Genomic DNA, 26,086 nt, shown 5'->3' on the forward strand with positions numbered 1-26,086 from the left:
CTTACTTCTGACTTCTGACTTCTGACTTCTGACTTGCGCGTAGCGCTATACCAGAAAATAATCCTACCCAGCAATCTTCCAGCAGACTATACAATACTGGTACAACAATCAAACTCAACAACGTAGACGTAAGCAATCCACCAATAATTGCCACAGCCATCGGTTGTCGCAATTCTGCTCCTGCACCAAATCCCAATGCCAAGGGCAACATCCCCAAAATTGTCGAAGCAGTAGTCATTATAATCGGTCGCAAACGCACCACTCCCGTTTCCAGAATTGCTTCAGTGCGACTTAAACCACCTCGACGAAGTTGGTTAACATAATCCATCAGCAAAAGCGCATTTTTGTCAAGTAGTCCCAGCAAAAAAATTAGACCAATCAGAGAAATCATGCCAAAATCACTCTGGGTGATCAGAAGTGCCAGCATTGCTCCCACAATAGATAAGGGCAACGACAAGCCCACCACCATCGGTTCTAACAATCGGCCAAAAGGCAAAATTAGCACTAACAGCATACAGGTAACAGACAAGGTCAAGGTGCCAGCAAAACTCCCCAGCACATGACTACTCAGAGCCGAATCCCCCCACAGTTGTAACCTCACACCATCGGGTAAAACCAATTTGGCCACCTTTACCACCTCCTCAGTCGCATCTCCCAACCTGTGACCCTGGTTAAGGCTAGCGCGAACATAAACTCCTCGCTGACCATTAACATGCTCAATCTCAGTAATCCTATTGCCTCGATTATTCTGACCTGTTGCCTCTACATCCACTAATCCTGGTAATGTCTCAATCCGATTTTTGAGATCCGCAGCACTATTGCCTAACACCTCTAAATCATCACCCAATAAAGCAACTTGAACCGGTTTTTGAGTAGGTAGTTCAATAAACTGAATATCTTCAACACTAGTAGTTACACCAGAGATCTTCGGCAAAGCAGCCCGCATTTTTTCCTGAACCTGAGCAGTAGTATATTGGCGATTACGTTTAAGTTTGACCTGAAGGTTACCTTTGTTCGGCTCACCCTGTACCCCCACAACTGTATAGACCGATTCCACCTCTGGGAAAGCCAGCACCGCTTCTTCCAACTGCTTAGCCACCTGCTCAGATTGGTTCAGTACTAATTTCATCCCACTTTGAATCGCAAATAGACCATTAAACCCGGAATTTGATAGTTTTGGTTTTGATAGTTGTGGTTTTAGCTGCTCCCTAAGGTCTGGATTAGTATCTGAATTAGTATCTGAATTACTTAATGGCTTTGACTCCTGACTATTAGTATCAAACCCTCCCAAATTCAGAATCTTATTAATTAAATCACCAAATTGAGAGGCACTAGGCATCTGAGGCAACGGTGCTGTATAGGTAATCATAAATTCCCCTCGGTCTAGGGTAGGAATAAACCCCTGAGGAATTAGGGGAATCAGAGAAATCCCAGCCACCAAGCTCAATACCGCTAATGCTACTACAAATTTCCGATTCCCTAGGGACCAGCGCAGCAAATCAGGATACTTAGGATTAGACCTCAACCAAAAGTCGAAAACTACTGTCGATAATTTTTCCCTGTTTACTGTTCCCTGTTCCCTTTTCCCCTGCCTAGGTTTAAGCCAATAAACCGCAAGCACTGGGCATAAGGTTCGAGCAACTAGCAAAGAGGTAAGAACTGCTGCCGAAACCGTCAGACCAAAGGGTTTAAAGAACTGTCCTAAGTTACCACCCATTAAACCAACCGGTAGAAATACCGCCACAATGGTCAAAGTAGAAGCAGAAACCGTCAGACCAATTTCATTAGTAGCAGAAAGAGCAGCTTGTCGAGGAGACTCCCCAGCCTCCAAGTGCCGAGAAATGTTCTCGACTTCTACAATCGCATCATCAATGATAATCCCAATTACCAGAGCCAAAGCTAGTAGAGTAATGGTTTCGAGATTGAACCCATAGATAGCCATCACTATAGCGGTTCCCAGTAGGGAAATTGGAATTGCCAAGGCAGTAATTAGGGTGGCACGCCAGTTGCGCAAGAAAGTAAAAATTACCAACACTGCCAGAACAATTGCCAGTACTAAACCATCAATAGTAGATTGAGTCGCTTCCCGGATATAGTTAGCTTGAGTCACTGCTAAGACTAACTGCACCCCTGGCAAACTACCTTGTAGCCTTTGCACTGTTTCCTCTACCCGACTAACCACATCTAAGGTGTTAGCATCACCCCCTTTGATCACCTGAAAAGCCAAAGCTTCCTGTCCATTGAAGCGAATCCGAGTTGGGGTAACGGGTATGGGAGATTCGGGAGTATCTTGCCGCTGTTCCTCCTTAATAATTTCTGGTGCTTGTTTGGTCAAGTCTGAGCCAGAATTGAGAGCCGTAAAGGTAGTTTCCCCCCCTCCCAACAAATTGACTTTCAGAACTCCTGGAAGTTGAGCAATCTCTGGTAAAACACTAGTCTTAGCAATCTCAGCTAATTCCTTCAGGTCTTTAGTATCACTCTTGATGGTGTAGCTAACTGCAGAGGATTCGTTCAAATTGAAGGGAATGACCTGAAAGGTTGCACCTTCAGGAAGAGCAATTTGCCACAGTGTCTTTTCAACCTCCATTGAAGAGGAGTTGAGATCGGTTCCGACATGGAAATAGAGGGTAACTACTGTTCGACCAGGGTAGGTTGAGGAAACCATCTGATCGAGTCCTGCCAAAGGGAAAAGCCTTTCCTCAATCGGTTGAGTCAGTTTCTGCTCAGTTTCCAGGGCAGTCTCCAATGGCACTTGAGCATTGACCACCACCACCGGAAACGTAATATCTGGGAATAGGGCATACTTAAGGGAACTGAACGCCAAAAGCCCAGCCACAACCATTGCGATCCAAAAACCTATGGTTACTCGGGAATACTTAATGGCTAACCGGGAAATATTGAACCGCTTTCGTAAGGCATTGAGGGAACTCAACTTGACCATTCAAGACAATTATGTTAATTCACTGTTCCCCTAGGATATACTTTTAGCGATCGGCGATAAGATCGGATTAGATTCTCAAGACATGGGATTGACCCAGTAGCGCCACACTTCCCTAAGACACTTGCTAGCAATGGATAAAGCTCTAGACCAAGCGATTGAGTTTTTAACAAGCCCATCGGTGACCCCCCCGACCTCATCAGCTGTAGTCGAGGCACTACTTCAGGCAGAGACAACTGCTAAACGAACCAAACTCAGCCATGGCTATTCACAACTGATCGGAACTTGGCGACTAGGGTTTATTACTGGGACAAAGCGATCGCGCCAACGAGCAGGGGTGATCTTGGGTAGCGGACGATTTCTGCCAAAGTGGATCAAAATTTACCTATCCTACTCCCCATCAGAGTCTTCTCAAGACCAAGGCACGGTTCAAAATGCTGTTCAACTTGGACCGCTTCAAATAGTTCTCACCGGTCCTACGAAGTTTTATCCTAAGACCAATATCTTAGCTTTCGACTTTAGTCAAATCAGGATATCGTTATCTGGTCTAACACTTTATCAAGGTTACATTAAAGGTGGACAAGACCGGGAAACTAGGTTCTATGAGCAACCCTTAAAAGAACAAGCATTCTTCACCTACTTTTTAGTGGAAAACCGTTGCATTGCTGCTAGAGGTCGGGGAGGAGGTTTGGCTATTTGGAGCAAGTAAGCCCTAGCTGAGTTAGATCGGTTCATCAAAGGAACAGGTTTGTGCTATTGCCTGCTGTAATAGCAGACTATACTCTTGCTCATTTACCGTACAGGCACCAAACCGTTCTAGATGAGAATTCATCATCTGAGCATCAAACAGCAAAAAGTTTCGATGACGCAACCGTTCTACTAGCTTAACCATCGCTACCTTCGAGCCCTCCGGAATCCGATAAAACATCGATTCACCAATGAACGCTCCACCAATTACAATGCCCAAAATTCCTCCTGCTAGCTGATTTCCCTGCCAAGTTTCAAAGCTGTAGGCCCATCCAGCCTTATAAAATTGCCAATAAATTTCCTTTAGTTCTGGAGAAATCCAAGTAGTTTCACGGTCAGCACAACCAGTCATTACCCCTAAAAAGTCTCGGTTGATGCTGACACTAAACCGTTCCTGATTTAGGACACGACGCAGAGATTTAGGATAGCGAAACCGATCATCGAGAGGAATTATAGCACGTTTGCGGCTTGAGTACCAGCCTAAATTACCAGTATCATCTGCCATTAGGAAATAGCCTTGAGCATACCCTTGAATTAAGTAATCAATATCGATTTCCATTAACAGAACTGTGTAAGTAAGAACTAAATTAGTTAAGTAGAACTAAACGTAACATACTACCGGTTGAAACTTCTGTGAAAAAAAAATTGGCTTTAAAGAAATGAGGTTTATTACCTAGATAAAGGGGTGTAACTAAGTTAGTTTTAACAAACCCGGTTTTTTGACAAAGTTCTCCCCCGTCTGCCCAATCTTCCCACTCTTCCCCCTATTCCCTTTCCACTTTCCCTTTTCCCCTAATCGTGGCAAGCTGTTGATGATTCAAGGTTGATTGGCAACAAGGGGAGCATGTCACTTATGCAGAACATTTGTACTAAAGCCATAGCTCCCTAATGTGTTTTAGGTTGCTCTGATAGTATAGGGTACCGTTTAGGAATTGTGAGAATTTTTGATGCCATATTCCCAACTCCGTTCGCGTAGCGTGGCCTACGGCCTCAGCTCCCAACTCCGTTCGCGTAGCGTGGCCTACGGCCTCAGCTCCCAACTCCGTTCGCGTAGCGTGGCCTACGGCCTCAGCTCCCTGCTCCCTGTTCCCTATATAGTTCATTTGTTCTGCAAATTTGACCTGCTCCCGGCAACAAGTGCTGTATTGGTTCGGTTCCCCCCTACTGGAGAGATAAAGTCATGGTTACAAATTCTAATGTCAAACAGTTGCTCAAAATTTTAATCGGTGCCGCCTGGATAGACGGTAAAGTTCAGGCAGAGGAACGGGAATATCTGTATAAAGTCGCCAAGGAATATGGAGTTGCTGACGACCCAGAGATTAAACCGTTACTGTATGAACTCAAAGCTGTGTCAGCAGATGAATGCTACAGTTGGGTGGAAGAGTATTTAGGCGATCGCCCTAGTCCAGAAGACTATCAGCGCTTGATTGAAGCCCTCAGTGCTTTAATTTATAGTGATGGGCTGGTAGACACAGAAGAAGCGAAACTTCTGAATCGCTTGCAGTTACTCGACCCCAGCAGTCCATCTCAGCAGTCGAGTAGTCAAAAAGTACTCAAAGCAATTCAAAAAATTTACCGCCGGTGGATTAATAAGCAATTTACTGATTGATTACTGCGTCAGTAGATCAGTGGCTAAGTGCTGGGTAAGTCTTCAAAACTTCAGGACTTACCCAGCAACTCTAGCTCTAGGGTCACCCTGAGCACTCTCCTACTACACTCCACACGGGGTCAACTGGTCACCCCACCCCCTTGGGCTAATGTGACAATTTTTGATCTGGCAAGTGGTTGGCAACTCATGGAATGTTACTAGCGTCAAATTACTCAGATTGTGCCGAAATGATTGTTATTAAACAGGCGTAATCTGGTTTTTTATGCTTATTTTGAGCAAAAAAAACAATTTTATTGAACCTAGGAACATCTAGCATCTGATTGGTTCTATTTAATTAAGAACACATTAATTTAAGAGAATGCCTTCCATGCTTAACCTAAATCATTTTCAATCAGGAACTGCTGCTGTTTTAGCCCTTGGACTCACCGCCACCACCATGGCTCCCCTAGTCGCACCTGCTCCCTCCTTTGCCCAAAGCACTAACTTTATCGATGTTTCATCCAACTACTGGGCAAGTGAGTTTATTGGGGAATTGTCCCAGCGCGGTATTATTGCCGGATTTCCTGATGGCTCCTTCAGACCAAATGCACCAGTGACCCGCGCTCAGTTTGCGGCAATGCTGCGTAAAGCAAATCAAGATTTCAATAAACCCGCGATTCGCGGTGGCAACAGTTTCGTGGATGTTGCTTCCAACTACTGGGCAAATCCTGCCATTCAGGAAGCCTACCAAACCGGATTTCTAAGTGGTTACCCTGGTAATATCTTTAGACCTGAACAAAATATTCCCCGTGAACAAGTTTTAGTTGCCCTTTCTAATGGACTGAATTTCTCTTCCAGCGGTTCTACCTCAGAACTGGTCAGTTTCTACCGCGACGGCAGCCAAATTTCTAACTTTGCCCGTGCTCCCATCGCTGCTGCTACAGAAAATCGTTTGGTGGTTAATTATCCTAACGTTGCCTTTCTCAATCCGACTCGGAATGCAACTCGTGCAGAAGTTGCAGCTTTTATGTACCAAGCGCTGGTGGCAACAGAACAAGCCCCAGTGATTAGCTCCCAATACATTATCGATCCCAATCCAGCACCTGTAGCCTTCACAATTCCTGCAGGTACTTCTATTCCGGTTAAGTACAAAAAAGATAAAATTCTGCTCGCCCAAGAGGAAACTATTCCCCTAACCCTGACAGTGGATTTAAACATTACCACTGCTGATGAGGGCAAGTTGCTGATTCCTGCTGGTAGTGAAGTGGTTGGCGAACTGCGTGCGACAAAAGAGGGAGCTCAGTTTGTAGCTCAGCAGCTGTTGATCAATGGTGAAACCCTATCGTTTAATGCCACCTCTGAGGAAATTACCACCACTGAAACCATTCGCAAGGGTAGCAATCCAGGGAGTATCCTAAAAGATGCAGCAGTTGGTACCGCTGCCGCCGCTGCTATCTCTGCCGTTACCGGTGACCGTGCGATCGCTACAGAAGAAATCTTGATCGGAGTTAGTTCTGGCATCGCTTTAAATATCGGCAAACGTTTATTTGGTAGCAGCAGCGTTGACCTATTTGTGGTTGAACCAGAAACCGACTTACAGCTTACCATCGACTCTGACCTGGTGATTAGCAGTCAGTAACTACATATGTGGACAGTTAACTGTTGAGAGGATGATAGATTAACCAATCACAGCCAACCTCTCAACGTTGACACTCCCCGCCCTAAAAGAGCGAGGATTCTTAGTTCTACGACACGCCTTAAAATTAGCTATCCTGAAAGGCAATACTTAAGCCAAATACCCGTTTAAAAACCAAATATCGAGCCTAATTTAACTAACCCCAGTGGGCTGATCTCCCTAAGCGTTGGGAATTTCCCCGTTTCCGTGTGCCCCACGGTACGTTAAATATTTTGAAACTGTATTTTACTGGTGTTCGGTATCCGTTAAGATCCATGCGTATAGCGAGGTTTTTCGCGCCTCGTGTACTAGCATCGCAAAACGCTCGTTATTAAATAGGGCAGTACCGACGAATCCTGCCTGTGCTAGGCTACACAATTAAATATATTATACATTATTCCTGGAAAAGTCGCCCTAGAAGGGCACCTCAAGTAGCGTGGCCAAAGGCCAGGCTTGAAACCCATATTTTTGGTCAACAACAACTATCTACTGAGGGCTACTGAGCGTAAGTCAACCAAACGATAAAGGTTGTTCCCATCCTTGAGTTATCTTGACCATGACTAATGGATAATTCCCCATTTTCCTCAGTTGATAGTAGTTTGGCAGGACTAAAGACTTCAATATCACCCTGCATGTATGCCATGAGTTCTTTTGCGATCGCTAATCCTAAACCAGTGCCAGGGATAGGACCATTAGCTTGAACTCCCCGATAATGTCGCTCAAACAGATGGTCTAAGTCTTCTGGAGCAATACCTGGACCAGTATCACTAATTGCGATCGCTATAGCATCACCATGATCAAGCCATTGTCCAACACCAACTTGAATATCAATTTTTCCCCCAGCTGGGGTGTACTTCAAAGCATTGTCAATCAAATTACTCAAGACTTCCCGTAAAGCCTTAGGATTCCCTTTCACCAAAGGTAAATCAGGGGCAATAGAGCAATGCAACTCCAAATTAGCCTCTTGAGTAATAGCGTCAGCAGATATAAGCAAGGGTTCTAAGACATCCTTGACCGCAAACAGTTGCAACGGAAGAGTTTTGTCCGTGAGTAGGGGAAATTCCCCTGGGGTGGAGTGTGGTTCGGAGTGACTAGTTGGGTAAATCTCCCCAAGATCATCTGATTCTGGGGATGAGCAAGCCTCAGCCGTAGCTACAGGCAAAGTTAAGGATGCTGTACCGGTTTGGTTCATGTCCAGGCAAGCATCAAACTGTTGCAGCAACTCCTGTAAGCGATCGCTTTCTCGTATAATGCTCGAAGCCACTGGATAGTTTTTATCTCCTGGTACCAGTCGCTTCAGCAGTAGCTTACCAAAGGTTCGTAAGGCCATCAGGGGATTACGAAATTGATGCAGCAGATCATCAAGCATATCCCGTTGTTTTGCCTGTAGACGTCTGTGCTGAGTCAACTGCTGCTCAAACCAACCTTGACGCTGTTCTATGACATATGCGATCGCTAAGGTTCTGGCAATGCTTTCCACACTTGCCTGTTCTGTGTGATTCCAAGGTCTATCATCACGAGCACTCACCAATAACCCCATCACTATCCCTTCATGGATTAGAGGTAAAACAATTTGGTGCTGCTGCTGTAGGGAATTTTCTGTCCAGTCAAAAGAGGTTGAACCCAAATCTTGATCTTGGTTATTTCCCTGAGGGAGTAGCCGAGGTAAGCTGCTGGATAATCGAGGAATCTGATCAATCTCACCTATTTTCTGTGGCAAAACCCAGTCAGGATCACTCATATCCCACACGGTACTTGTTTCCGGATAAACTACCACAGGAATTAGCTTTGCCTGATTTCCCTCAACGAATTCTTCCGTTAAATATACAGCACCACTAGCTGCTCCCAGTCCTTGGGTTAATAAAGCCACTTGGTTTCGACACAGGGAGACAAATTCTGAACTGAATCGAGTGAACATGAGCTATAGATGAGTGATCTGGGTTAATCCTACTCGAAGTTAAGCCACTATCAGCTTCCCTTCTATAAATGTCGAACCCCTTAAACAATTGACTATTATGCTTTAGTCAGCTTTAGTCATAGCGTGATAAGTCATAGCGTGATAAGTCATCAGTCATTAGACCTATGGCAAATATCCGTTACATCCGTTGCCCAATCACCTGATCACCCCATCACCTCATCACCTGATCAGTGTAATGCTCGGATGAGTTTAAGGCTATTTCTTCTAATTATATTTAATTTTTATTAAATAAATTAAATTTTTGTATGAATTTTCCGGAGGTCATCAGGAAACTGAAAATCCCCTAAAGTATTGCTGTCAAAGGTTTCAGCCGGTTTATTTAGTTCTATGACAAGAGCTTGATATTTCTCAAAAGACTCGATATAATTTCCACGGCTTTTGTAACTATCTTTACAATTGCCAGCAAAAAGAGGAGGTAAAAAGGTTGGCAAGAAGACGTAAGCGTAAGAGTCGCCGCCGCCAAGAAGGGCGCAAGATACTTGAGCATGTACCTCAGTACAATCTAGAAAGTGGCGAGTATAAACCGGTTACAGCAGCACGGGCATACATTCGATCACAAGGGATAGTTCCACCTGCCCTACTACTGGTCAAACGTAACGAGCATACCACAGACCGTTATTTCTGGGCAGAAAAAGGGCTCTTCGGTGCCCAATATGTGGAAGAAAATCATTTTCTGTTTCCCAGTTTGCGATTAATCAACTCTCCCTTAAAGAAGGTAGGGGTTGCCGCTCGTAGCCGCTGAAACCTTACTGGTAATATTTATTGAAAGTGCTTTGACTTAGCCCTCCTCAAACTCTTTGGCTTGAGGAGGGCTAAGTATCTTGGTAAATTTACCTATTCTGGAAATTGATCTCGCTGATTATAGTTGGGGAGGATGTCAAACCCTGCTTGCTTACAGCAAGGGTTTTAGTTTCAGAGACTGTTGAAGTTGTATTAGTTCATCGCGATGGCCAGTGACTATAACCAAAGATTGCTCCGCAGTGGCTTGATCCCCAGGGGCTTGGGTAGACGCTGATTCTAATTTCAGAGATACCTGTTCGAGTCGCTCAGCTTTTTTCCAATAAAAAAGGCCCGCAGCGGGAGCTAGTGCCACTAGCCCCAAAAACACCTTAGTCAAAGTCGGAAACAAAATAGAGAGCACTAGAGATAAGCAGACTATACCACAGGCAGCTAAGACGGTTAAAAAGATAGCCAGAAACCAACTCGGTCGGACTATCCCCTGGAACGTGACTTGATTAGTGGCAGCATCCACCGCCGCCACCTGGTAGGCTCTTTGATCAAAATATTGCTTCAACTGATTTAGAAGCGATTCTTCTGTTTCTGGGGAAGCTAACTTGACTTGTTGTATTCGGTCTTTCACAGAGGCTCGAATAAAGAAAAACAAACCTACTGCCAATAAAAGGGTTAGCAAAAGTGTAGAAGCAAGAATAGTTGTATTCACTGAATATTAACGATAAAAATACACATCCTTTGCTACTACTTTACAATTTCTTAGACACACTTTGGTCAGGTTAGCTCCTCGGTACCCACTAGCTAGAGGCTGTAAGATGCTGGTGTGGGTAGATGGCTAGCAGCTAGCACGCCCTGAATTCACCTGAATTCACATCTGGGTAAGACAATGCATCACCTGACTTCTGGGATGCCACCAGGGTTTTCAAAGACAGCACCCTGGAAAAAATTGCTACTTCCCTACCTAACTGACTCAACAACAGACTGGTGGCAGGGAGTCCTTGGCTGAAATTTCCCCACGGTTGTTTCCTCAGCCATATAGTCATGCCAAAAACTGGCCAGTTCTATAGCTTTCTCCTGCCACTCTGGGCAGATTTGATACATCCGGCGTGGGCGTCCTCTTCCTTCTACTTTTTGCCAGTAGGCTGAAATTGCCTGTTTTTCTTCAAGAAACTTCAGTGCACTGTAGAGGACAGTATCTGAAAGTCGATAGGTGGGGTATTCTTGTTCCAGTTGTTGGATCAGTTGTGTTCCATAAGATTCTCCTTGCAACAACACCGATAGCACATAGCATACGGCTAATTCTTTATTGAGATAGTTGGGTGGAGGATCTTGGAAAAAGTTATAGATATCTTCGAATTTCATCTGCATATGTAGTTGGAATTCCCAGTTATTCTAGATGGGATTAGAGGGTTTTCTGGCAAATAATCATGGTTGGAGGCACCCTGGGAAATTCACGCGCGTTTTGCAGTGAGTTTTATTTAAACGACTCACCTTGGTAGGTACATCGCTATCACACTTTATAACTTAAAAATCTCTGGCGTAGGGTTTAAATATCTCCCTAATTTGATGAAAGTTTAATGAATTTTGGACTTAACACACCTAAAAAGTAAAGATCAACTTTAATAATTGCTCGAAACCGTTATCCAAAACTACCGACTATCAAGGGGAACATCGGGAAGGAAGACAAGACAGACGAGTAACACCAATTTCATTGATGCGACCTAGAGAGGATGATCGGGGATGGAAGGATGGGGGCATGGAGGGATTAATATATAGCAATCTTTGTGGGGGTTGGAGTAAGTGGGGGTTAGTGTAACACAAAAGTGAACCATTAATATTGCTCATCTCACATAGGACCCATTCAGGCAGGTTTTGTAGAAAATTAACGGTTCCCACAAGAAGTCCCTCAGGGCTTTATCTGCGATTTAGCTGGGGATGAATTGCGAGTGTCATCAATCCTTGTCACAATAAAGTTGGTTGCTGACCCCCCCGACCTACCACAAGGGTGTTTAGCTTCCAACCCAAGATTAGCCCTACGTCTTTTCGCGTTGCGGAGCGCGTGGTAGGCGGTTCAAAAGTGATTACTCAAGGGACACAGCCCCCATGCGAGAGATACCTGACAGTTCCATCCCACCAGCTCGTCAAAAAATTGCCCTAACCCTACGCAGATTCGGTTGGATTTCCTTCTGGACTCAGTTAATCCTAGGGGTTATTTCTACGCTGATTTTAGTGTTTGCAGGGTTTGCCCTTGCCAGCCCTCAACCTGACAATCAAGGGGGTCAAGGAATCGGCTTCGGTCTTTTTTTCGTAGTTTGTGGACTAGTGGCTTTAGGTATAGGCATTTATTTTGCCTACCGTTACACTGGCATCGCTAGTCGGCTGCTAGCTGCCAATGGGTCAGACATACCAAGCAAAGCTCAAACCCTTCAAACGATTAGGCTGGGCTTGATTGTCAGTTTAGTAGGAATGTTATTGACCATCATTGGCTCATTTGCAGTCATAGGCAGCCTTGTAGCCCTAGCTCTAGCTCAGCAACAAAGTCCAGTTGGGTTGGCTTGTAATGATGTTCCACCGATAGACCTGTTTGTTGTGCAGGCAAACATCAACACTATTTTTGCTAATTTTGTTGGCATAGCCATTTCCCTGTGGCTATTTAATCGAGTCAGTCGCTAGCCAACATACCCCACACCAGCTCACCAGCTCACCAGCCGACTCCCTACTCCCTACTCCCTCGGTGCGCTTGACCCGTAATTAAATTTGCTTGATTGTCGCACCGCTCCCTACTCCCAGGAGAAGTTAATTGCCGTTGGCAAGAAAACTGTGGCAAATTGGTGAAGTTAGATCGATGTTGCTCAGATGAGTACCGATCATGCGATCGCGTCATTTTAGTAAAGAAAATTCGTGCTTGACCTAAAGCAAATTCGGGAAAATCCACAAAAGGTTCAAGAACTACTCGACCGACGTAGTGTCAATCAATATGACCTACAACCTATTCTGGAACTGAATCAGCGTCAGCGGGAGCTGGAAACATCCCGCACCCAGTTGCAGGCTCGTAGTAATGAAATTGGTAAGCTGATTGGTCAAAAAATCAAATCGGGTAGTCCTCCACAAAGCCCAGAAATTCAGTCGCTCAAGGAAGAGGGTAACCAAATCAAAACTAAGTTGAGCGAACTGGAACCCAAAGAAAAAGACCTAAAAGACCAGCTGAACACCCTCTTGCTATCCCTCCCCAACTTGCCCTCCGAATCCACACCGATTGGCAAGAGTGAAGCCGAAAATGTGGAAGTCCATCGCTGGGGTGATGAGTACATTCCCAAGGATTTTCCGATTCTCCCCCATTGGGAAATTGGCGAAAAACTCGGCATTCTTAACTTTGAGCGAGGGGTGAAAATCGCTCAGAGTCGATTTGTGACATTGATCGGGGCTGGTGCTGCTTTGGAACGAGCACTAATCAACTTCATGCTTGACCAGCAAATTGCTGCTGGCTATACCGAAGTGATGCCACCGGTACTAATCAACAGTGAATCCCTAACCGCTACCGGTCAGTTGCCCAAGTTTGCCGAGGACAGCTTCAAGTGTTCTGATGATGATTTGTGGTTAGCACCCACAGCAGAAGTGCCATTGGTGAATCTCTACCGAGACGAAATCCTTGAAGCATCCCAACTTCCCATTAATCTCTGTGCCTTCACCCCCTGCTTTCGCCGGGAAGCGGGTAGCTATGGACGGGATACCCGGGGTCTAATTCGACTACACCAGTTTAATAAAGTTGAGCTAGTGAAAATTGTTGAGCCTAGTACCTCCTCCCAAGAGCATCAGAAACTGCTTAAGAATGCTGAAGCGATCTTGGAAACCTTGAAATTACCCTACCGAACTGTAGAACTGTGTACAGGGGATATCGGTTTCTCAGCCGCTACAACCTATGACCTAGAAGTTTGGCTGCCTTCGCAAAGGACATATCGGGAGATTTCCAGTTGCTCCAATTGCTTTGATTTCCAGGCACGGCGGGGTAGGATTCGCTTCAAAGAGTCCGGCAAAAAAGGCACTCACTTTGTTCATACTCTCAATGGCTCAGGATTGGCAGTGGGGCGTACTATGTCAGGCATTCTGGAAAATTATCAGCAACCGGATGGAACGGTTAAGATCCCAGAGGCTTTACAGCCTTATATGGGGCGAGACGTCTTGTAATACCATCAGCCATAAGCCTAGAACCTAGAACCTAATTGCAATGCCTATACAATAGAAAAATGAAGTTAACATTACATTAAATAAATTCTTCACTTATATGTCAATTTTGGCGGCGATTGCAGTTTTGGCAGTCTTGATTCTTGTTCACGAGCTGGGTCATTTTATGGCAGCTCGTCTGCAAGGAATCTATGCCAATCGCTTTTCTCTTGGCTTTGGTCCAATTCTATGGAAATATCAGGGTCCAGAAACTGAGTATGCAGTGCGAGCGATTCCCCTAGGGGGGTTTGTGGGTTTTCCTGATGATGACCCCGATAGCGAGATTCCCCCCAATGACCCCAATTTGCTCCGCAACCGACCGATTCTAGACCGGGCAATTGTGATTAGTGCTGGTGTCATTGCTAACTTAGTCTTTGCTTACTTCCTGCTTGTGGCTCAGGTAGGAATGGTTGGCATCTCCCAATTCAACTACCAAGCGGGTGTGGTAGTGCCTAAACTTGCCCCAGAAAGCAGTTTAGTGGCTACAGAAGCAGGCCTTAAACCAAGAGACATAATTCTCGCCGTAGATGGTCAAGAGTTGGAAGCAAACCCGGAAGGGATTACTTTCCTGATGAAAGCGATTCAAAATCATCCCAACCAGCCCCTGGAAATGCGGATACAGCGTCAAAAACAAACGCTACTGTTGAAGGTGATTCCGGAACCAGGGATAGATGGGAAAGGAAAAATTGGTGTACAACTGTCTCCCAATGGGGAGGAAGTGCGTAAGCGTGCTGGTAGTTTGCTGGAGGTATTCAGTCGTGGTGCCGAAGAATATCAACGCATTACAGTCTTAACCCTGGAAGGCTTTGGTCAGCTACTGAGTAATTTTGGCGAAACAGCGGAACAAGTATCCGGTCCAGTGGCAATTGTGGCGATTGGAGCCGATATTGCTCGTTCCAACGCTGTCAATCTTTTACAGTTTGCAGCTCTGATTAGTATCAATCTAGCGATTATTAATATCTTGCCTCTACCAGCCCTTGATGGTGGTCAGCTGGCTTTCTTACTGATTGAAGGACTTCGAGGTAAGCCCTTGCCCATGGAAGTACAGCAGAATATTATGCAAACTGGGCTAGTGCTGCTTCTGGGTTTAGGTGTCTTCTTGATTATTCGGGATACAGCTAACCTGGGTTGGGTACAAAACTTATTCCAGTGACCCGTGTTTGGTTGTTACAGGTTACAGGTTACAGGTTACAGGTTGCAGGTTGTAGGTTACAGGTTACAGGTTGTAGGTTACAGGTTGCAGGTTGTAGGTTACAGGTTGCAGGTTGTAGGTTACAGGTTACAGGTTACAGGTTACAGGTTACAGGTTGCAAGTTGTTACAGGTTGCAAGTTACAGGTTACAGGTTACAGGTTGCAGGTTACAGGTACAAAGATTTCTTGACCTAGGTTAGTTTACCCTGTTGGTTTTACTAGTGTAGCTTCAGAAGACATTGACCCTAAGATATTGTCAACCTTCAACCTTCCAACCTTCCAGCCTTCCAACCTTCCAACCTTCCAACCTTCCAACCTTCCAACCTTCCAACCTTCCAACCTTCCAACCCATGAGTATTAGCCGTAAATGGTCTGCCAAGCAGCAACGATCCCTAGAGATTCTAATTCGCCTTAAGCGACTCTATCCGGAAGCCACCTGTACACTGAATTACGAAACACCAGTACAGTTACTGGTGGCAACCATTCTTTCAGCTCAATGTACTGATGAACGTGTGAATCAGGTAACACCGGGGTTGTTTCGCCAGTTTCCTGATGCTGTGGCCATCGCTAGTGCTGATATAGAAGTCTTGGAAACTTTAGTGCGCTCTACTGGCTTTTATCGCAATAAGGCAAAAAATATTCAAGGTGCCTGCCGCATGATTGTTAAGGAATACGGTGGTCAGGTACCGAAACAAATGGACAAACTCCTCAAGTTGCCTGGAGTTGCTCGTAAAACCGCCAATGTCGTACTTGCCCATGCCTATGGTATTAACCAGGGAGTCACTGTAGATACTCACGTCAAGCGCCTCAGTCAGCGTTTAGGATTGACAAAACACAAAGATCCCATCAGGATTGAGCGAGATTTAATGGGGCTTTTGCCCCAGCAGGATTGGGAAAACTGGTCGATTCGGCTGATTTATCATGGTAGGGCAATTTGTAAAGCCCGAAAACCTGATTGTGATGCTTGTGTTTTGGCGGATTTATGTGCCAGTGCAGATCTGGCTGAGAAAACGACTACTACAACACAGAGCTGGAAAACTAACGCTACTGTACCAGCCTCTGATTAAGTTCATCGGATAAGATAAAAAGGCAGTGTCTTCTTTTAGATAGAGTTTCGAGAATTAATGGCTAAAAAATCAATGATTGAGCGCGAAAAAAAGCGCAAAAAAATGGTAGAGAAGTACGCAGCTAAGCGGGAGGCGCTCAAGGAAGAGTTTAAAAATGCTGCGACTCAACGAGAAAGGTTAGAGATCCACCGGAAAATACAACAGCTCCCCCGCAACAGCGCCCCCTGCCGTGTGCGGAACCGTTGTTGGGTTACAGGGCGTCCTCGGGGTTACTACCGAGACTTTGGACTATCTCGCCATGTTTTGCGGGAATGGGCGCACCAAGGTCTATTGCCAGGTGTGGTTAAATCAAGCTGGTAGGTTAACTGGTTGCAGGTTTTAGGTTGCAGGTTACAGGTTGCAGGTTAACAGGTTGCAGGGTAGAAGATTTTCTGACTTACCGTAGTCTACCCTTCGGGTTTTCCTACTGAAGAGGAGCATAGCTACTCTCCCTTGAGCTTAAACCGACCCTTGCATGACGCTCTGGAAACTTTCAACCTTGGCCTTGCGGCCACGCTACGCAAACAAACCTGAAACCTGAAACCTCTACTGGCCACAACAGCGATCAATGCCAAGACTTTCTAAGAGTAGGTCACTGACAGCGTTAGCGATCGCAAATTCCCCGTAAAAACTTTCTCGAAAGTCAAACGCCTGCATTTCTGTAACAATAGCAATCACAAGTGAACCCAAATCATTTTCTCCCTCCATCCGTTGACGGACGAAAATCTGGGCGGCGCGTTGTGCAATCGTTTGATTAATTGCTTCTGGGAGAAACTCTTGATCTAGCCATTGCGCAAGAGTTTCTCGTAACCATTCACCTTCCTGCTGAGGATTTGCAGCCGGTGGCAGAGTAATCGCTGGAATTGGTTTCGGTTTAGCCATAAATAAGGTTTAATGACGGCTAAGCTAAATAGTTTTCTGTTGACCTTTGATTCTATGATACTGTCAACACTCAACACTTAACACTCAAGACTCAACACTCAACACTCAACACTTCATACTCAACACTCATACCAAGTTGGATTCAAAGATAGTCGATTGCTTGGATAGGGAGATAGGGAGATTGGGAAATTGGGAGATTGGGAGATTGGGGGTAGAGAAAGTTTTACCTTTGACCGCAACTTAGTATCAATACTAAACAAACTGATCCTGCTATTAAAGAGCAAATAGTCTCTTGACTCGCTTGCGAACCCAAACTAGAAGATTTTTGTCATCTTCTGCCGCATCCAACAAACCCATTTTCCGCATCTGTTTTTGTCGCTCAGCTAATTCTTCCTGATGCTTGCCTAATTCCTGGACAATAATCTCCGATAGATCTGGATAGTCCTTCAATAGTTGTTTAAAACCTTTATTGTTAATTACAAATAGTAGTGACTCTTCTAACCCTCTAACTGATGCTGTTCTTGGTACGCCTAACATTAACGAAAGTTCGCCAAAAAATTGACCGGCCTGAAGATTATTGAGAGTTTTGTTAATCCTCTCTACAAAGACTTCGACAGAACCAGCTAGGATAATATAAAACGCATCTCCAGGGTCGCCTTCATGAAATAAAATCTCTGAGGCACGTAAGCGCTTTCGGTATCCAATTTCAATTAATTGCCTTAGTTCTAATTCAGTAAAATTTTTAAAATAATCGACCTGCCGCAGTAAGTCACGTAACGCTAAAGGTCTAGGTGTTTTAACTTTGAATGGCTGCTGAGTTGATTGTCCAATATTTTCTTCAATAGTTTCAATATTTTCGCGGTGAATGTCTCTCGCCATCAGGGCTTCAGGGTTGCGCAGCCAAAAATCCCTTTGAGGGAAAGGAATTGAGAGTCCCTGCTGACGTAAATTATATTCAATAATAAAATTCAAAGAACTTCTTATAAAAGGTTCTTGATCAATTCGATTGACCCATACCCGAAGTTCAAAGTTTAAAGAACTATCACCAAACCCTTTAAAAAGAACTCTAGGTGTCGGCTCAGATAAGACGGATGGTTCTAAATAAGCAGATTTTAACAGGACTTCTGTCACTAATACTGGGTCACTATCGTAAGCGACTCCTACAGGTATGTGTATACGGGCTTTATAGCTGTCAAAAGTCCAGTTAAGCATTCGGTTTTCCACCAAATGAGAGTTAGGAACTACTACATCTCCACCCTCCCTTGTCCGGATGATTGTAGACCGCATGGAGACTTCTTTAACATATCCGGATAACCCATCAAATTCAATGAAATCACCAACTCTTATTGTTCGTTCTAAGAGTAATGTCACACCACTGATAAAGTTTTTAGTTATATCCTGTAGTCCAAAACCAATTCCAACCCCTAAGCCACCAGCAATAACGGCTAATGAACCCAATTCAAAGTGATTATTCAGAACAATTACAATGCCTAATATTCCAAATGCGTAACTGATGATTGTAGCGATAACTGCTCGATTAGCTTCGTCAATCCCCATTTGGGGAAGTAGCTCTTGTTTTAGAAAGTTTTTTAGGGTACTAGCCAGAAAAATTACTATCATTAAAGACAGTACTAGCTGTATTATTAATTTAATAGATACTTTAGTATTACCTACTTCAAAAATGGTTAACTTAATTAGATCTAAACCACCTATAAAATATATAATATATACCAATACGATTAAAATTGCATAACTAATTATTTTAGATAAAAATTCTCTTTTATTTGGATCATTAACTAGCTTATTAAGCAGTTTATAATTCAGGAATTTTTTGAAATCTTGAATTATAAATTTAGCAATTAAAAATAAAAAGATTAATTGAAGTATGGTGAAAATAGATACAGGCACTTCTCCTAGTTGGAAGAGAGATTTTTTTAAGAATTTTGGAACTAATTGATCAAGAGGCATAAATAACTGCTTTTCAGCTATGAATCTATATTTATACCACTTAATCTTAGTATTATTTTAGGATTCAGATCTCAGAGTTGCTATTTACCACTTTTCCAGCTGGCAACTCCTAGACCAGTTAAATTCGTTGAACGAGCTACCATGAAGCGCTTTGAGCAACACAACTACTTTTGAGTCAGGCACAAGTAAAAAACCTGACAACAAACCTGACAACAAAGCCTAAAAAGCCATTGCCACACTGACACAATCACTAATCACTACACTAATCAGTACTCAGTACTAGCTTCAAGTTAGCTTCAGAGATTATTACATATTATACCATGTTTGACAATGATGTGACGGTCTCTGTCAAATGTAATCATACCACGGTTATGGAGTTCTCCTAGAGTTTTAGTTACTGTGACCCGAGAGGTGCCGATGGCATTAGCTAGATTCTGATGGGTCATGCGCACACTCAAGCGAGTGCCCTCGGGAACTGGCTCCCCCATTTCCTGTTTCAATAAGAATAATAACTGCTGCAAGCGGTCTTCTACTCGGCGCAGTCCAGCGATCGCTAAAAGTGCTTCTGTCTGTTGTATCCTGTGACCTAGCTGATTCAATAGGGAATGAGATAGATGAGGGCACGCTTCCAATTCAATCATCGAAAACCATTTAAGATGCACTTCGGATAAAGCTTGAGCCTGATAGGTGTCTAGAGCAGCCAACCCAATCCGGAAAGAGGTATCGGGCAATGCCCAACCTAGTAGCACTTCCTCTCCATCAAGGTTAATTTTACTGAGTTGAACAATACCTTGACAGACTTGCCAGATCCCAGGTGCAATCAAAGGAATCATTTCCCCCTTTGAATACCAACGCAGCCGCTGTCGCTGTTTTTGTCCGTCTTGGGATATTCCGTGAAAGGCCTTTTGGATTAGAGGCATTGTTTATAAGTTCTGTAGCTTCTAAAGCTCTATTAAACGCTCTTGATAATGGGTAGGCAAAATAGTTTTGGTTTACCGTTGACTGTTTACCGTCCAGGGTTGACCGTACCATATACTTAAGAGTAAACAGTCAACAGCCAGCATCCTAACTTGATTTCTCCCTACTTAGCTTATATTTCTTCTTAACTGACATCAAAAACCTATACCAGGCTTGTGCTGGTTGGTCGTAAAATGTGAAGATATCCCCATAAGCAACTGTTGCATCCTGATGATGAAGCCAATGCTTTTCTGGAGTAGTAATGCACAAGAAGTTGCAAAGGCGCTCTAGGGTCTGGGGAGTTTTCCACTCCATCACAGAAACATGCCTCCAGATCACATGAAGCTCACCCAAGACTAGTCCCAAGATAGTTCCTAGAGGAGAAATCTGCCAGAACCAAGGCACAAACATCAAATAAGGAAAGGCACCTGCGAAACCATCAAGGATTACCAGGGGGTTCTTAGTTAATACAGCATAGTGAATGAAGCTACGATTCTTACTATGGTGTACTATGGCATGGAATTTACCAAAAATGTGCTCAGGGACATGGTACACAAAAGTAGAAAGAAAATCCCCAAGTAGTAGCTGCACTAAAGCAACCAATAATATCTTAATGATAAACACATCTAACTCCTCTTCGTATGCGCTGATCTTAGTCAACAAACGTTAAGGTTTGTCAAAGAAGAGGTTAAACTTAAATTTATTATTTATTGAAGGTATGCTACTCTAGCAATTCTAAATCATTCTTGGACAATAATCGTTATATTATCTAATAGTTTCAATTAAGCCAATGTTTGAAAATTATGACTTATGACTTCTAGTTTTTCAACTTCATCTAAGTTGTACCACTCCTGAACGACGCGCTACGCTATATAATTTGAATTACTGAATTAATTGATATCCCTTTGCGGTTAATAGTTAATAGTTAATTGTCCCTTAACAATTAAGGAACAACTTTCAATGCTCATTAGTCAAACGAACAGGATATCAATCTGTCTATATATGAGCTATAATTGAATCCAATATCAAGCAGTTTTTTGATTAAAAACCATACTAACTTTAACTAGGGCTTGCTAATTTAATTAGCCATAATTTTAATTAGCTAAATCAAGTCTGTATGGACTTCTCGTTTTAAAAATTACAATTATATCCCACAACTATCAAAGTTTTTTGAGAGGACTGACCCAGTAACGCTACTTTTAGTCCCGTGGCCAGCTAAACATGGTCTAATAGAGAGTAAGAGGAAAAAGGTTAAATGGTAAGAAGAGGAGGATAATTCTAATGCACCAAATTAAGCTGGCTAAGCTAGTAGGAACCCACGGCGTGGGTTCCTACTAAATAAGCGCATTTAGTGCCCAGTTTCAGGTAAGTCCTATTTGAATGACGAATTACCAATTACCAATTACCAATTACCAATTACCAATTACCAATTACCAATTACCAATTACCAATTACCAATTACCAATTACCAATTACCAATTACCAATTACCAATTACCAATTACCAATTACCAATTATCATAAATTACCAATTATCATAAATTACCATAAAAGTTCAATCTTCCATTTCAGTTGACTCAGTTTGATCGGATTGGGTGCTTTCGGCATTTATTAACGTATTATTGAATGAATTGATGTTCCGCTTTCCTTCAGAGGCACGCTTATCCAAAATTGTCTTCAGCCTTGCTGAAGGCATTTCTCCATTAATATGAATCTGAATTTTCGGACCCGAACTAGCTAGACGAATAATCATCCCATCGATAACCGGCATTTGGGTAATCCGCTTGCCATCCATATAGGTGCCATTGGCACCTAAACTGATAATTTCCCAACCATTAGGATTTCGCCGTAGTTCTACATGGTGACGGGAAACTACAGCGCTATAGAGAATAACATGATTATCGGTTGACCGGCCAATCCGAATCACTGATTCTGTTTCAAAGGGCCAACTTTGAACAGGCACAGACTGGAGAGGATGCAGTAGGGTTAGGGTAATCGCCGGTGTCACATCTTTCAAGGATTTTGTCCTCACGGCCTGATACTGTTAACTATCCCCCACCGACACGACGTGGGATTTCCTTGCTTATACAGCCAAAAAGGCTGCCAGAGTTAGTCATATCTGCTTAGATTGGCAAGGACTGACATGCACCCCAATTAAGGCACACCTATATTAATATAGAATTTACTGTAAACAGTGACATACTACCGACGCTGACAAGCACGGTACAGCGCGGGCTTCTTACCAACTCCAGCTATCCCTATCGGGCTTTGCCCGACGCGGGGCGCGTTCGGATACTCGATAAGCTTTATTAACGACACGGGATGCCCCTCCGCGCCGGAACAATACAAAAAGTTCTATCTCCAATGTAGCTGCAGGTGCGACCTGTGGCGAATTTAATTCGCCGACGGAAAGCGCACCTATGGAATTTTACCCATTCACAGATAACTCAAACTATTGAGTCTTTTTTCTGAAGGTCACCCTATATTCCAGGTTTTTAAGGTACAGGCGCGTAGGTGGGGCACTGGTTCCGTTGCATGGGACAGGTATAGCCCTTGTCTAGTAGGTGGTTACAGAGCAGATCGAATACTAAACAGTCCAGACCAAGACAGACCTGTTTCCATAATTCCTAACTTCACTGCAGGAACAACTTTAGTTGTGAAATGTACCCGAACAAAATTGTGAACCACCCAAAACACATCCAGGGTTCAAAGCAAATGTTGACGGGACTTAGCATAGGTATTGGCTCGACGCCTATTGGCACTATTGCGCCGCCGCATCGATGGATTAAATCCATCGATATGATTGGCATTTTTCTCGTGTTCTGGAACCTCTGAGTTTGTTTGCGGATGCTCTGGTACGGGAGCTTGGTACTTCTTGCGAGGACGACCGACCCGCTTTTTGGCTCCCTTATTCAAGAGTCTGACCCGTATGCCTTTGGGCAAGCGTTTGGGTGGACGACCCGGCTTGCCATCACGCACCAATTCATGGCAAATCTCAAACAGCAAGTTACCATAGCGGCGTTCCCCATCTGTAAACAGGCCCTCGGTCTTGGGTTTGCTCTATATAGCAGAAGTCAGAAGTCAGAAGTCAGAAGTCAGAAGTCAAACTCTTGCGCTTCTTGATGCAATAGCGAGTGGGGGAAACCCCCAAGACCGCTTAGGTGCGCTTTCCGTTGGCGAATTAAATTCGCCACGGGTCGCACCTCTGCATCGCTTACAAAGGGTGTGAGACTTTTGTCATGTCCTAACTGCCCTGGCGACTGCTATAACTTGAACTAACACCTTGATGGCGTGGTTCTTACAGTTGTTGCTCTTTTTGACCACAATGTAATTCCCACAAAAACCGACTGGCTCTATCCATCTCGACGATCGTCCAGCCCTCACTCAGCTTTTGTGGGACGTTTTTGTTGACCAATGTGTACAGTTCATCCCCAACGATTACCAGTTGCAGAAACTGATCAAGCAAGGCGTACAGCATCAATACAGGTTTAAGCCCACCCAAACGTTCTTCCCAATCAATCACCGTTTTCAAGGAAACGTTAAAGGTACGAACCACACGGAGACCCATCCCTTCGCTTCTGGCTTTGAGAATCTCGATAATGCGACTTAAGGGGGTGCGCAGTCCTGCTATGGGGGTGGCGAAGGTCTCACGCTCAGTACGTATCGCACTCAAAGCAATGGTAGATGGTTCGTGTGCCGTTTTGGGTCTCATAGCGGTCGTGGGGTTTAACTTGTGGACTACCACACAACGGACAATTTTGGGATAATAACTCCATTGCTCACCTCTAAGTCGCGACAGGTCAAATCTTACCTATTATCCCTCCTAATTCAGATATAGCAAGACTTTCAACCACCCGCTTAACGGAACCAGTGCCAAACTCCCCCGATAGTAAACTGCCCCGACCTAGCTAGCGCTTTAGGTCGGGGCTTTGTCCGAGATCAATTTTGCACAACCAGCTGTCACACCCACCTAGCACCGGAAACTCAAGAACTTTGGAACAAAAATGTCACTTTATCACCTTTCCCCAAGCTAATGCGATCGCCTGTTCTTAGCCGATGCCGATTGCCTGGTGCTAGAGACGTGTGGTTGACATAAGTGCCATTGGAGCTGCCTACATCTTCAATATAGTAGGTATCCCCCTCCACTCTGATATCCGCGTGAATGCGAGAGACAATGTCTGAGTCAGGAAAACCAGAGACATCAATATCCGGGGGAATTTTATCATTGGGCTTACCCAGATGAATCACCGATATATGCTGCGGTAACTCAATTGTTGTATTGGTTTGCATATGCAGCAGTTGAGCTGATATTACCTGCAACTGAGTTTGGGCAGTACCTCTATTGGGTACAGGGGGCGGTGGCGGGTTCTCTAAGTCAGCTTCTGGTATTGACGGTGATGGCGAGTTTTGGCTAGATTCTTCCTGAGAAAACCCTAAATTGCCAACGGTAGGTAGCGGCAATGGCAGGGTTTCTAAGTCAGGATTCTGCGGTTGAAATGCTTCTGAGTTGAGGGCTGGATTAACGACCGTAGCTGGCATAGGGGTGGTAGATTCAGCATCATCAGAACTGATAGGATTGGATGCTGGATCGGGGACTTGAGTATTCATAGCCATGGGTATAGGTTCAATAAGTGGGTCTGGGGATACCAAGTCGGGTATCTCTGGGGTAGAGTTTGACCCTGATTTCTCCCCTTTCTCCATATTGGCACCCACATTCAAGTGAAATCCACACTGACCACAGAAGCTTGCGTCAGTCTGAACTGTTGCACCACAGTTAGGACAGCTGGTAGTGGAAGGTAAGGGAGTGTAGCAGGCTTCACATTGGGTAGCCCCTTCCGGATTTTGGTGATTGCAGTTAGGGCAAACAATCATAGAACTTTAATTTATTATTTTTAACAGCTATTATCTAGTTTCAGATAATGTGACGATCATACACTTCCCGATCGGGCAAGTGTAGGCTTAATGCACCTCTTAAGGCTACCAGAACTCCTTTCTCCTTTGGAGACTCTGCGCGAACGAGGTACTATTAGTGATAGAACTATCAATAACTGGATTCCATCATGGCGCGTTTTCTTGTCAGGAACACGTCCTGCCCCACTTGTAATAGACTTGATTGAAGTTACTGTTTCGCACTTAATCGTTCACACTTGACACTTCCGCGCTTGTCAATGTTTCAAATCTTGACCTGCTGATTCATCTAGAAGCCACCAAAGTTCTCCTTGGGGCTGGATCAACCGAGCTGGATAGGTTTGTGGATCAGCTTCGGGGGCAAATATTTGAGCCAAGGCTGCTCTTTTGCCAGCACCAGCAACCAGAAACATAACGCAGTTGGCATGGTTAATCAAGCTCGACGTAAAGGTGATTCGTGGTTGACCATCTTTGTTGCCAACTGTAACTAGTCGGTCTTTTACTTGCAGAGCCTCTGTATGGGGGAATAGGGAGGCAGTATGGCCATCATCACCAATGCCTAACAAAATTACATCAAAGTGAGGAAACTCTCCTACTGGTATGCCAAAAAACTCATACAGTTGAGCTTGATGTTTATCGGCATCAGCAGTGGGACTAGAGCCATCGGTGGGCATGGGGTGAATGTTAGCCTCTGGTATATCGACTTTGTCTAACCAGGCCAGACGAGCCATCCTTTGATTACTATCCGGGTGCTCGGGACTAACATAGCGTTCATCACCCCAAAACACATGAATGTTATTCCAGGCAAGGTCAAAGGTAGCGATCGCTTCGTATAAAGGCTTGGGGGTGCTACCGCCAGCAAGGGCAATGGTACAGCGACCGTTAGCCTGGATTGCTCCTTCGATTTTACTGAGGACAACATCAACAGCTCGCCTAATCAAAGCTTCTTTATCCGGTACAACTTCAACCACTTTGTTCATAAAACCTGTCTGCCGAGGAACACTACATCCACAAGACTACCGTTAATCAGCGATTGTGCGATCGCTTTACCTGATTAAGGAAGAATACCACGAATTATCCTAACACCTTGATTAGTGGTTAATGGTTAATGGTTAATGGTTAATGGTTAATGGCTAAGGCTGGTGACGCTCACCTAAAATGTAGAGCGCGGGACTTCCCCTCTAAAACTTAACAC

At 44.3% G+C, this 26,086-nt stretch carries 23 protein-coding genes and 1 pseudogene; 9 read left to right on the top strand and 15 right to left on the bottom strand.

Annotated elements, in window-relative coordinates; genetic code table 11:
• Window position 1 precedes the first annotated feature (1 nt).
• A complete protein-coding gene (locus tag F6K64_RS23210) occupies window positions 2-2,941 on the bottom strand; it encodes an efflux RND transporter permease subunit (protein WP_008178587.1) in 2,940 nt (979 codons plus the stop codon).
• Window positions 2,942-3,071: 130 nt separating this feature from the next.
• Between F6K64_RS23210 and F6K64_RS23215 the strand changes: the two genes are divergently transcribed.
• Complete coding sequence (locus F6K64_RS23215) at window positions 3,072-3,647, top strand: hypothetical protein (RefSeq protein ID WP_008178586.1); 576 nt, start codon at window positions 3,072-3,074, stop codon at window positions 3,645-3,647.
• Between the two features lie 12 nt (window positions 3,648-3,659).
• Here the strand turns inward: F6K64_RS23215 and aat are convergent, their stop codons facing one another.
• On the bottom strand, window positions 3,660-4,244 hold the full coding sequence (gene aat / locus F6K64_RS23220) for a leucyl/phenylalanyl-tRNA--protein transferase (RefSeq protein WP_008178584.1): 585 nt from the start codon (window positions 4,242-4,244) through the stop codon (window positions 3,660-3,662).
• Window positions 4,245-4,554: 310 nt separating this feature from the next.
• Window positions 4,555-4,788 (bottom strand): hypothetical protein, encoded by a 234-nt coding sequence (locus F6K64_RS23225; RefSeq protein ID WP_008178581.1) that lies wholly within the window; start codon window positions 4,786-4,788, stop codon window positions 4,555-4,557.
• A gap of 77 nt (window positions 4,789-4,865) precedes the next feature.
• Between F6K64_RS23225 and F6K64_RS23230 the strand changes: the two genes are divergently transcribed.
• Complete coding sequence (locus F6K64_RS23230; protein ID WP_008178579.1) at window positions 4,866-5,294, top strand: tellurite resistance TerB family protein; 429 nt, start codon at window positions 4,866-4,868, stop codon at window positions 5,292-5,294.
• A 367-nt stretch (window positions 5,295-5,661) separates the two neighbouring features.
• The gene (locus tag F6K64_RS23235) at window positions 5,662-6,912 is read left to right on the top strand and encodes an S-layer homology domain-containing protein (RefSeq protein ID WP_008178575.1); all 1,251 of its coding nucleotides are present in this window, start codon (window positions 5,662-5,664) and stop codon (window positions 6,910-6,912) included.
• 532 nt (window positions 6,913-7,444) lie between these two features.
• On the opposite strand, the gene F6K64_RS23240 is transcribed toward F6K64_RS23235, so the two are convergent.
• Window positions 7,445-8,866: a GAF domain-containing sensor histidine kinase gene (locus F6K64_RS23240; RefSeq protein ID WP_008178573.1), complete on the bottom strand. Its 1,422-nt coding sequence runs from the start codon at window positions 8,864-8,866 to the stop codon at window positions 7,445-7,447.
• 484 nt (window positions 8,867-9,350) lie between these two features.
• Here F6K64_RS23240 and F6K64_RS23245 point away from each other — a divergent pair, with 484 nt between their 5' ends.
• Complete coding sequence (locus tag F6K64_RS23245; protein ID WP_008178570.1) at window positions 9,351-9,668, top strand: DUF3155 domain-containing protein; 318 nt, start codon at window positions 9,351-9,353, stop codon at window positions 9,666-9,668.
• Window positions 9,669-9,818: 150 nt separating this feature from the next.
• Here the strand turns inward: F6K64_RS23245 and F6K64_RS23250 are convergent, their stop codons facing one another.
• Window positions 9,819-10,367: a cofactor assembly of complex C subunit B gene (locus F6K64_RS23250; protein WP_008178567.1), complete on the bottom strand. Its 549-nt coding sequence runs from the start codon at window positions 10,365-10,367 to the stop codon at window positions 9,819-9,821.
• Between the two features lie 248 nt (window positions 10,368-10,615).
• Complete coding sequence (locus tag F6K64_RS23255; RefSeq protein ID WP_081431986.1) at window positions 10,616-11,020, bottom strand: PadR family transcriptional regulator; 405 nt, start codon at window positions 11,018-11,020, stop codon at window positions 10,616-10,618.
• A gap of 741 nt (window positions 11,021-11,761) precedes the next feature.
• Between F6K64_RS23255 and F6K64_RS23260 the strand changes: the two genes are divergently transcribed.
• The 5 genes from F6K64_RS23260 (at window position 11,762) to rpsN (ending at window position 16,498) form a co-directional block, all read left to right on the top strand.
• Entirely contained in the window at window positions 11,762-12,331 is a 570-nt protein-coding gene (locus tag F6K64_RS23260; protein WP_008178563.1) for a DUF3611 family protein, read from the top strand.
• A gap of 228 nt (window positions 12,332-12,559) precedes the next feature.
• A complete protein-coding gene (gene serS, locus F6K64_RS23265; RefSeq protein ID WP_008178561.1) occupies window positions 12,560-13,843 on the top strand; it encodes a serine--tRNA ligase in 1,284 nt (427 codons plus the stop codon).
• A 97-nt stretch (window positions 13,844-13,940) separates the two neighbouring features.
• Window positions 13,941-15,032 (top strand): RIP metalloprotease RseP, encoded by a 1,092-nt coding sequence (gene rseP, locus F6K64_RS23270; RefSeq protein WP_008178559.1) that lies wholly within the window; start codon window positions 13,941-13,943, stop codon window positions 15,030-15,032.
• A gap of 389 nt (window positions 15,033-15,421) precedes the next feature.
• Window positions 15,422-16,138 (top strand): endonuclease III, encoded by a 717-nt coding sequence (gene nth, locus F6K64_RS23275; protein ID WP_008178553.1) that lies wholly within the window; start codon window positions 15,422-15,424, stop codon window positions 16,136-16,138.
• A gap of 57 nt (window positions 16,139-16,195) precedes the next feature.
• Window positions 16,196-16,498 (top strand): 30S ribosomal protein S14, encoded by a 303-nt coding sequence (gene rpsN / locus F6K64_RS23280; protein WP_008178551.1) that lies wholly within the window; start codon window positions 16,196-16,198, stop codon window positions 16,496-16,498.
• 225 nt (window positions 16,499-16,723) lie between these two features.
• Here the strand turns inward: rpsN and F6K64_RS23285 are convergent, their stop codons facing one another.
• The 9 genes and pseudogenes from F6K64_RS23285 to pgl all read right to left on the bottom strand — a co-directional run bounded on the left by F6K64_RS23285 (window position 16,724) and on the right by pgl (window position 25,871).
• A complete protein-coding gene (locus tag F6K64_RS23285; RefSeq protein WP_008178549.1) occupies window positions 16,724-17,059 on the bottom strand; it encodes a DUF8822 family protein in 336 nt (111 codons plus the stop codon).
• Window positions 17,060-17,332: 273 nt separating this feature from the next.
• Window positions 17,333-19,027, bottom strand: coding sequence for a cyclic nucleotide-binding domain-containing protein (locus tag F6K64_RS23290; RefSeq protein ID WP_008178547.1), 1,695 nt, complete (start codon window positions 19,025-19,027; stop codon window positions 17,333-17,335).
• 296 nt (window positions 19,028-19,323) lie between these two features.
• The gene (locus tag F6K64_RS23295) at window positions 19,324-19,947 is read right to left on the bottom strand and encodes a Crp/Fnr family transcriptional regulator (protein ID WP_008178544.1); all 624 of its coding nucleotides are present in this window, start codon (window positions 19,945-19,947) and stop codon (window positions 19,324-19,326) included.
• Window positions 19,948-20,092: 145 nt separating this feature from the next.
• Window positions 20,093-20,644 (bottom strand): sterol desaturase family protein, encoded by a 552-nt coding sequence (locus F6K64_RS23300; RefSeq protein WP_008178542.1) that lies wholly within the window; start codon window positions 20,642-20,644, stop codon window positions 20,093-20,095.
• Between the two features lie 894 nt (window positions 20,645-21,538).
• Window positions 21,539-22,015, bottom strand: a complete 477-nt coding sequence (locus F6K64_RS23305; RefSeq protein WP_229414261.1) for an FHA domain-containing protein — start codon at window positions 22,013-22,015, stop codon at window positions 21,539-21,541.
• Window positions 22,016-22,551: 536 nt separating this feature from the next.
• Window positions 22,552-23,022 (bottom strand): annotated as a pseudogene (locus F6K64_RS39055) (IS1 family transposase); the annotation flags it as partial.
• A 259-nt stretch (window positions 23,023-23,281) separates the two neighbouring features.
• Window positions 23,282-23,695 (bottom strand): hypothetical protein, encoded by a 414-nt coding sequence (locus tag F6K64_RS23315; RefSeq protein ID WP_008178534.1) that lies wholly within the window; start codon window positions 23,693-23,695, stop codon window positions 23,282-23,284.
• 272 nt (window positions 23,696-23,967) lie between these two features.
• Window positions 23,968-24,855, bottom strand: coding sequence for a double zinc ribbon and FHA domain-containing protein (locus tag F6K64_RS23320; protein ID WP_008178531.1), 888 nt, complete (start codon window positions 24,853-24,855; stop codon window positions 23,968-23,970).
• Between the two features lie 293 nt (window positions 24,856-25,148).
• Window positions 25,149-25,871 (bottom strand): 6-phosphogluconolactonase, encoded by a 723-nt coding sequence (gene pgl / locus F6K64_RS23325; RefSeq protein ID WP_008178529.1) that lies wholly within the window; start codon window positions 25,869-25,871, stop codon window positions 25,149-25,151.
• Between the last annotated feature and the right edge of the window lie 215 nt (window positions 25,872-26,086).

The organism is Moorena sp. SIO3A2 (genome assembly GCF_010672265.1).
In the GTDB taxonomy this organism is placed as follows: Bacteria; Cyanobacteriota; Cyanobacteriia; order Cyanobacteriales; family Coleofasciculaceae; genus Moorena; species Moorena producens.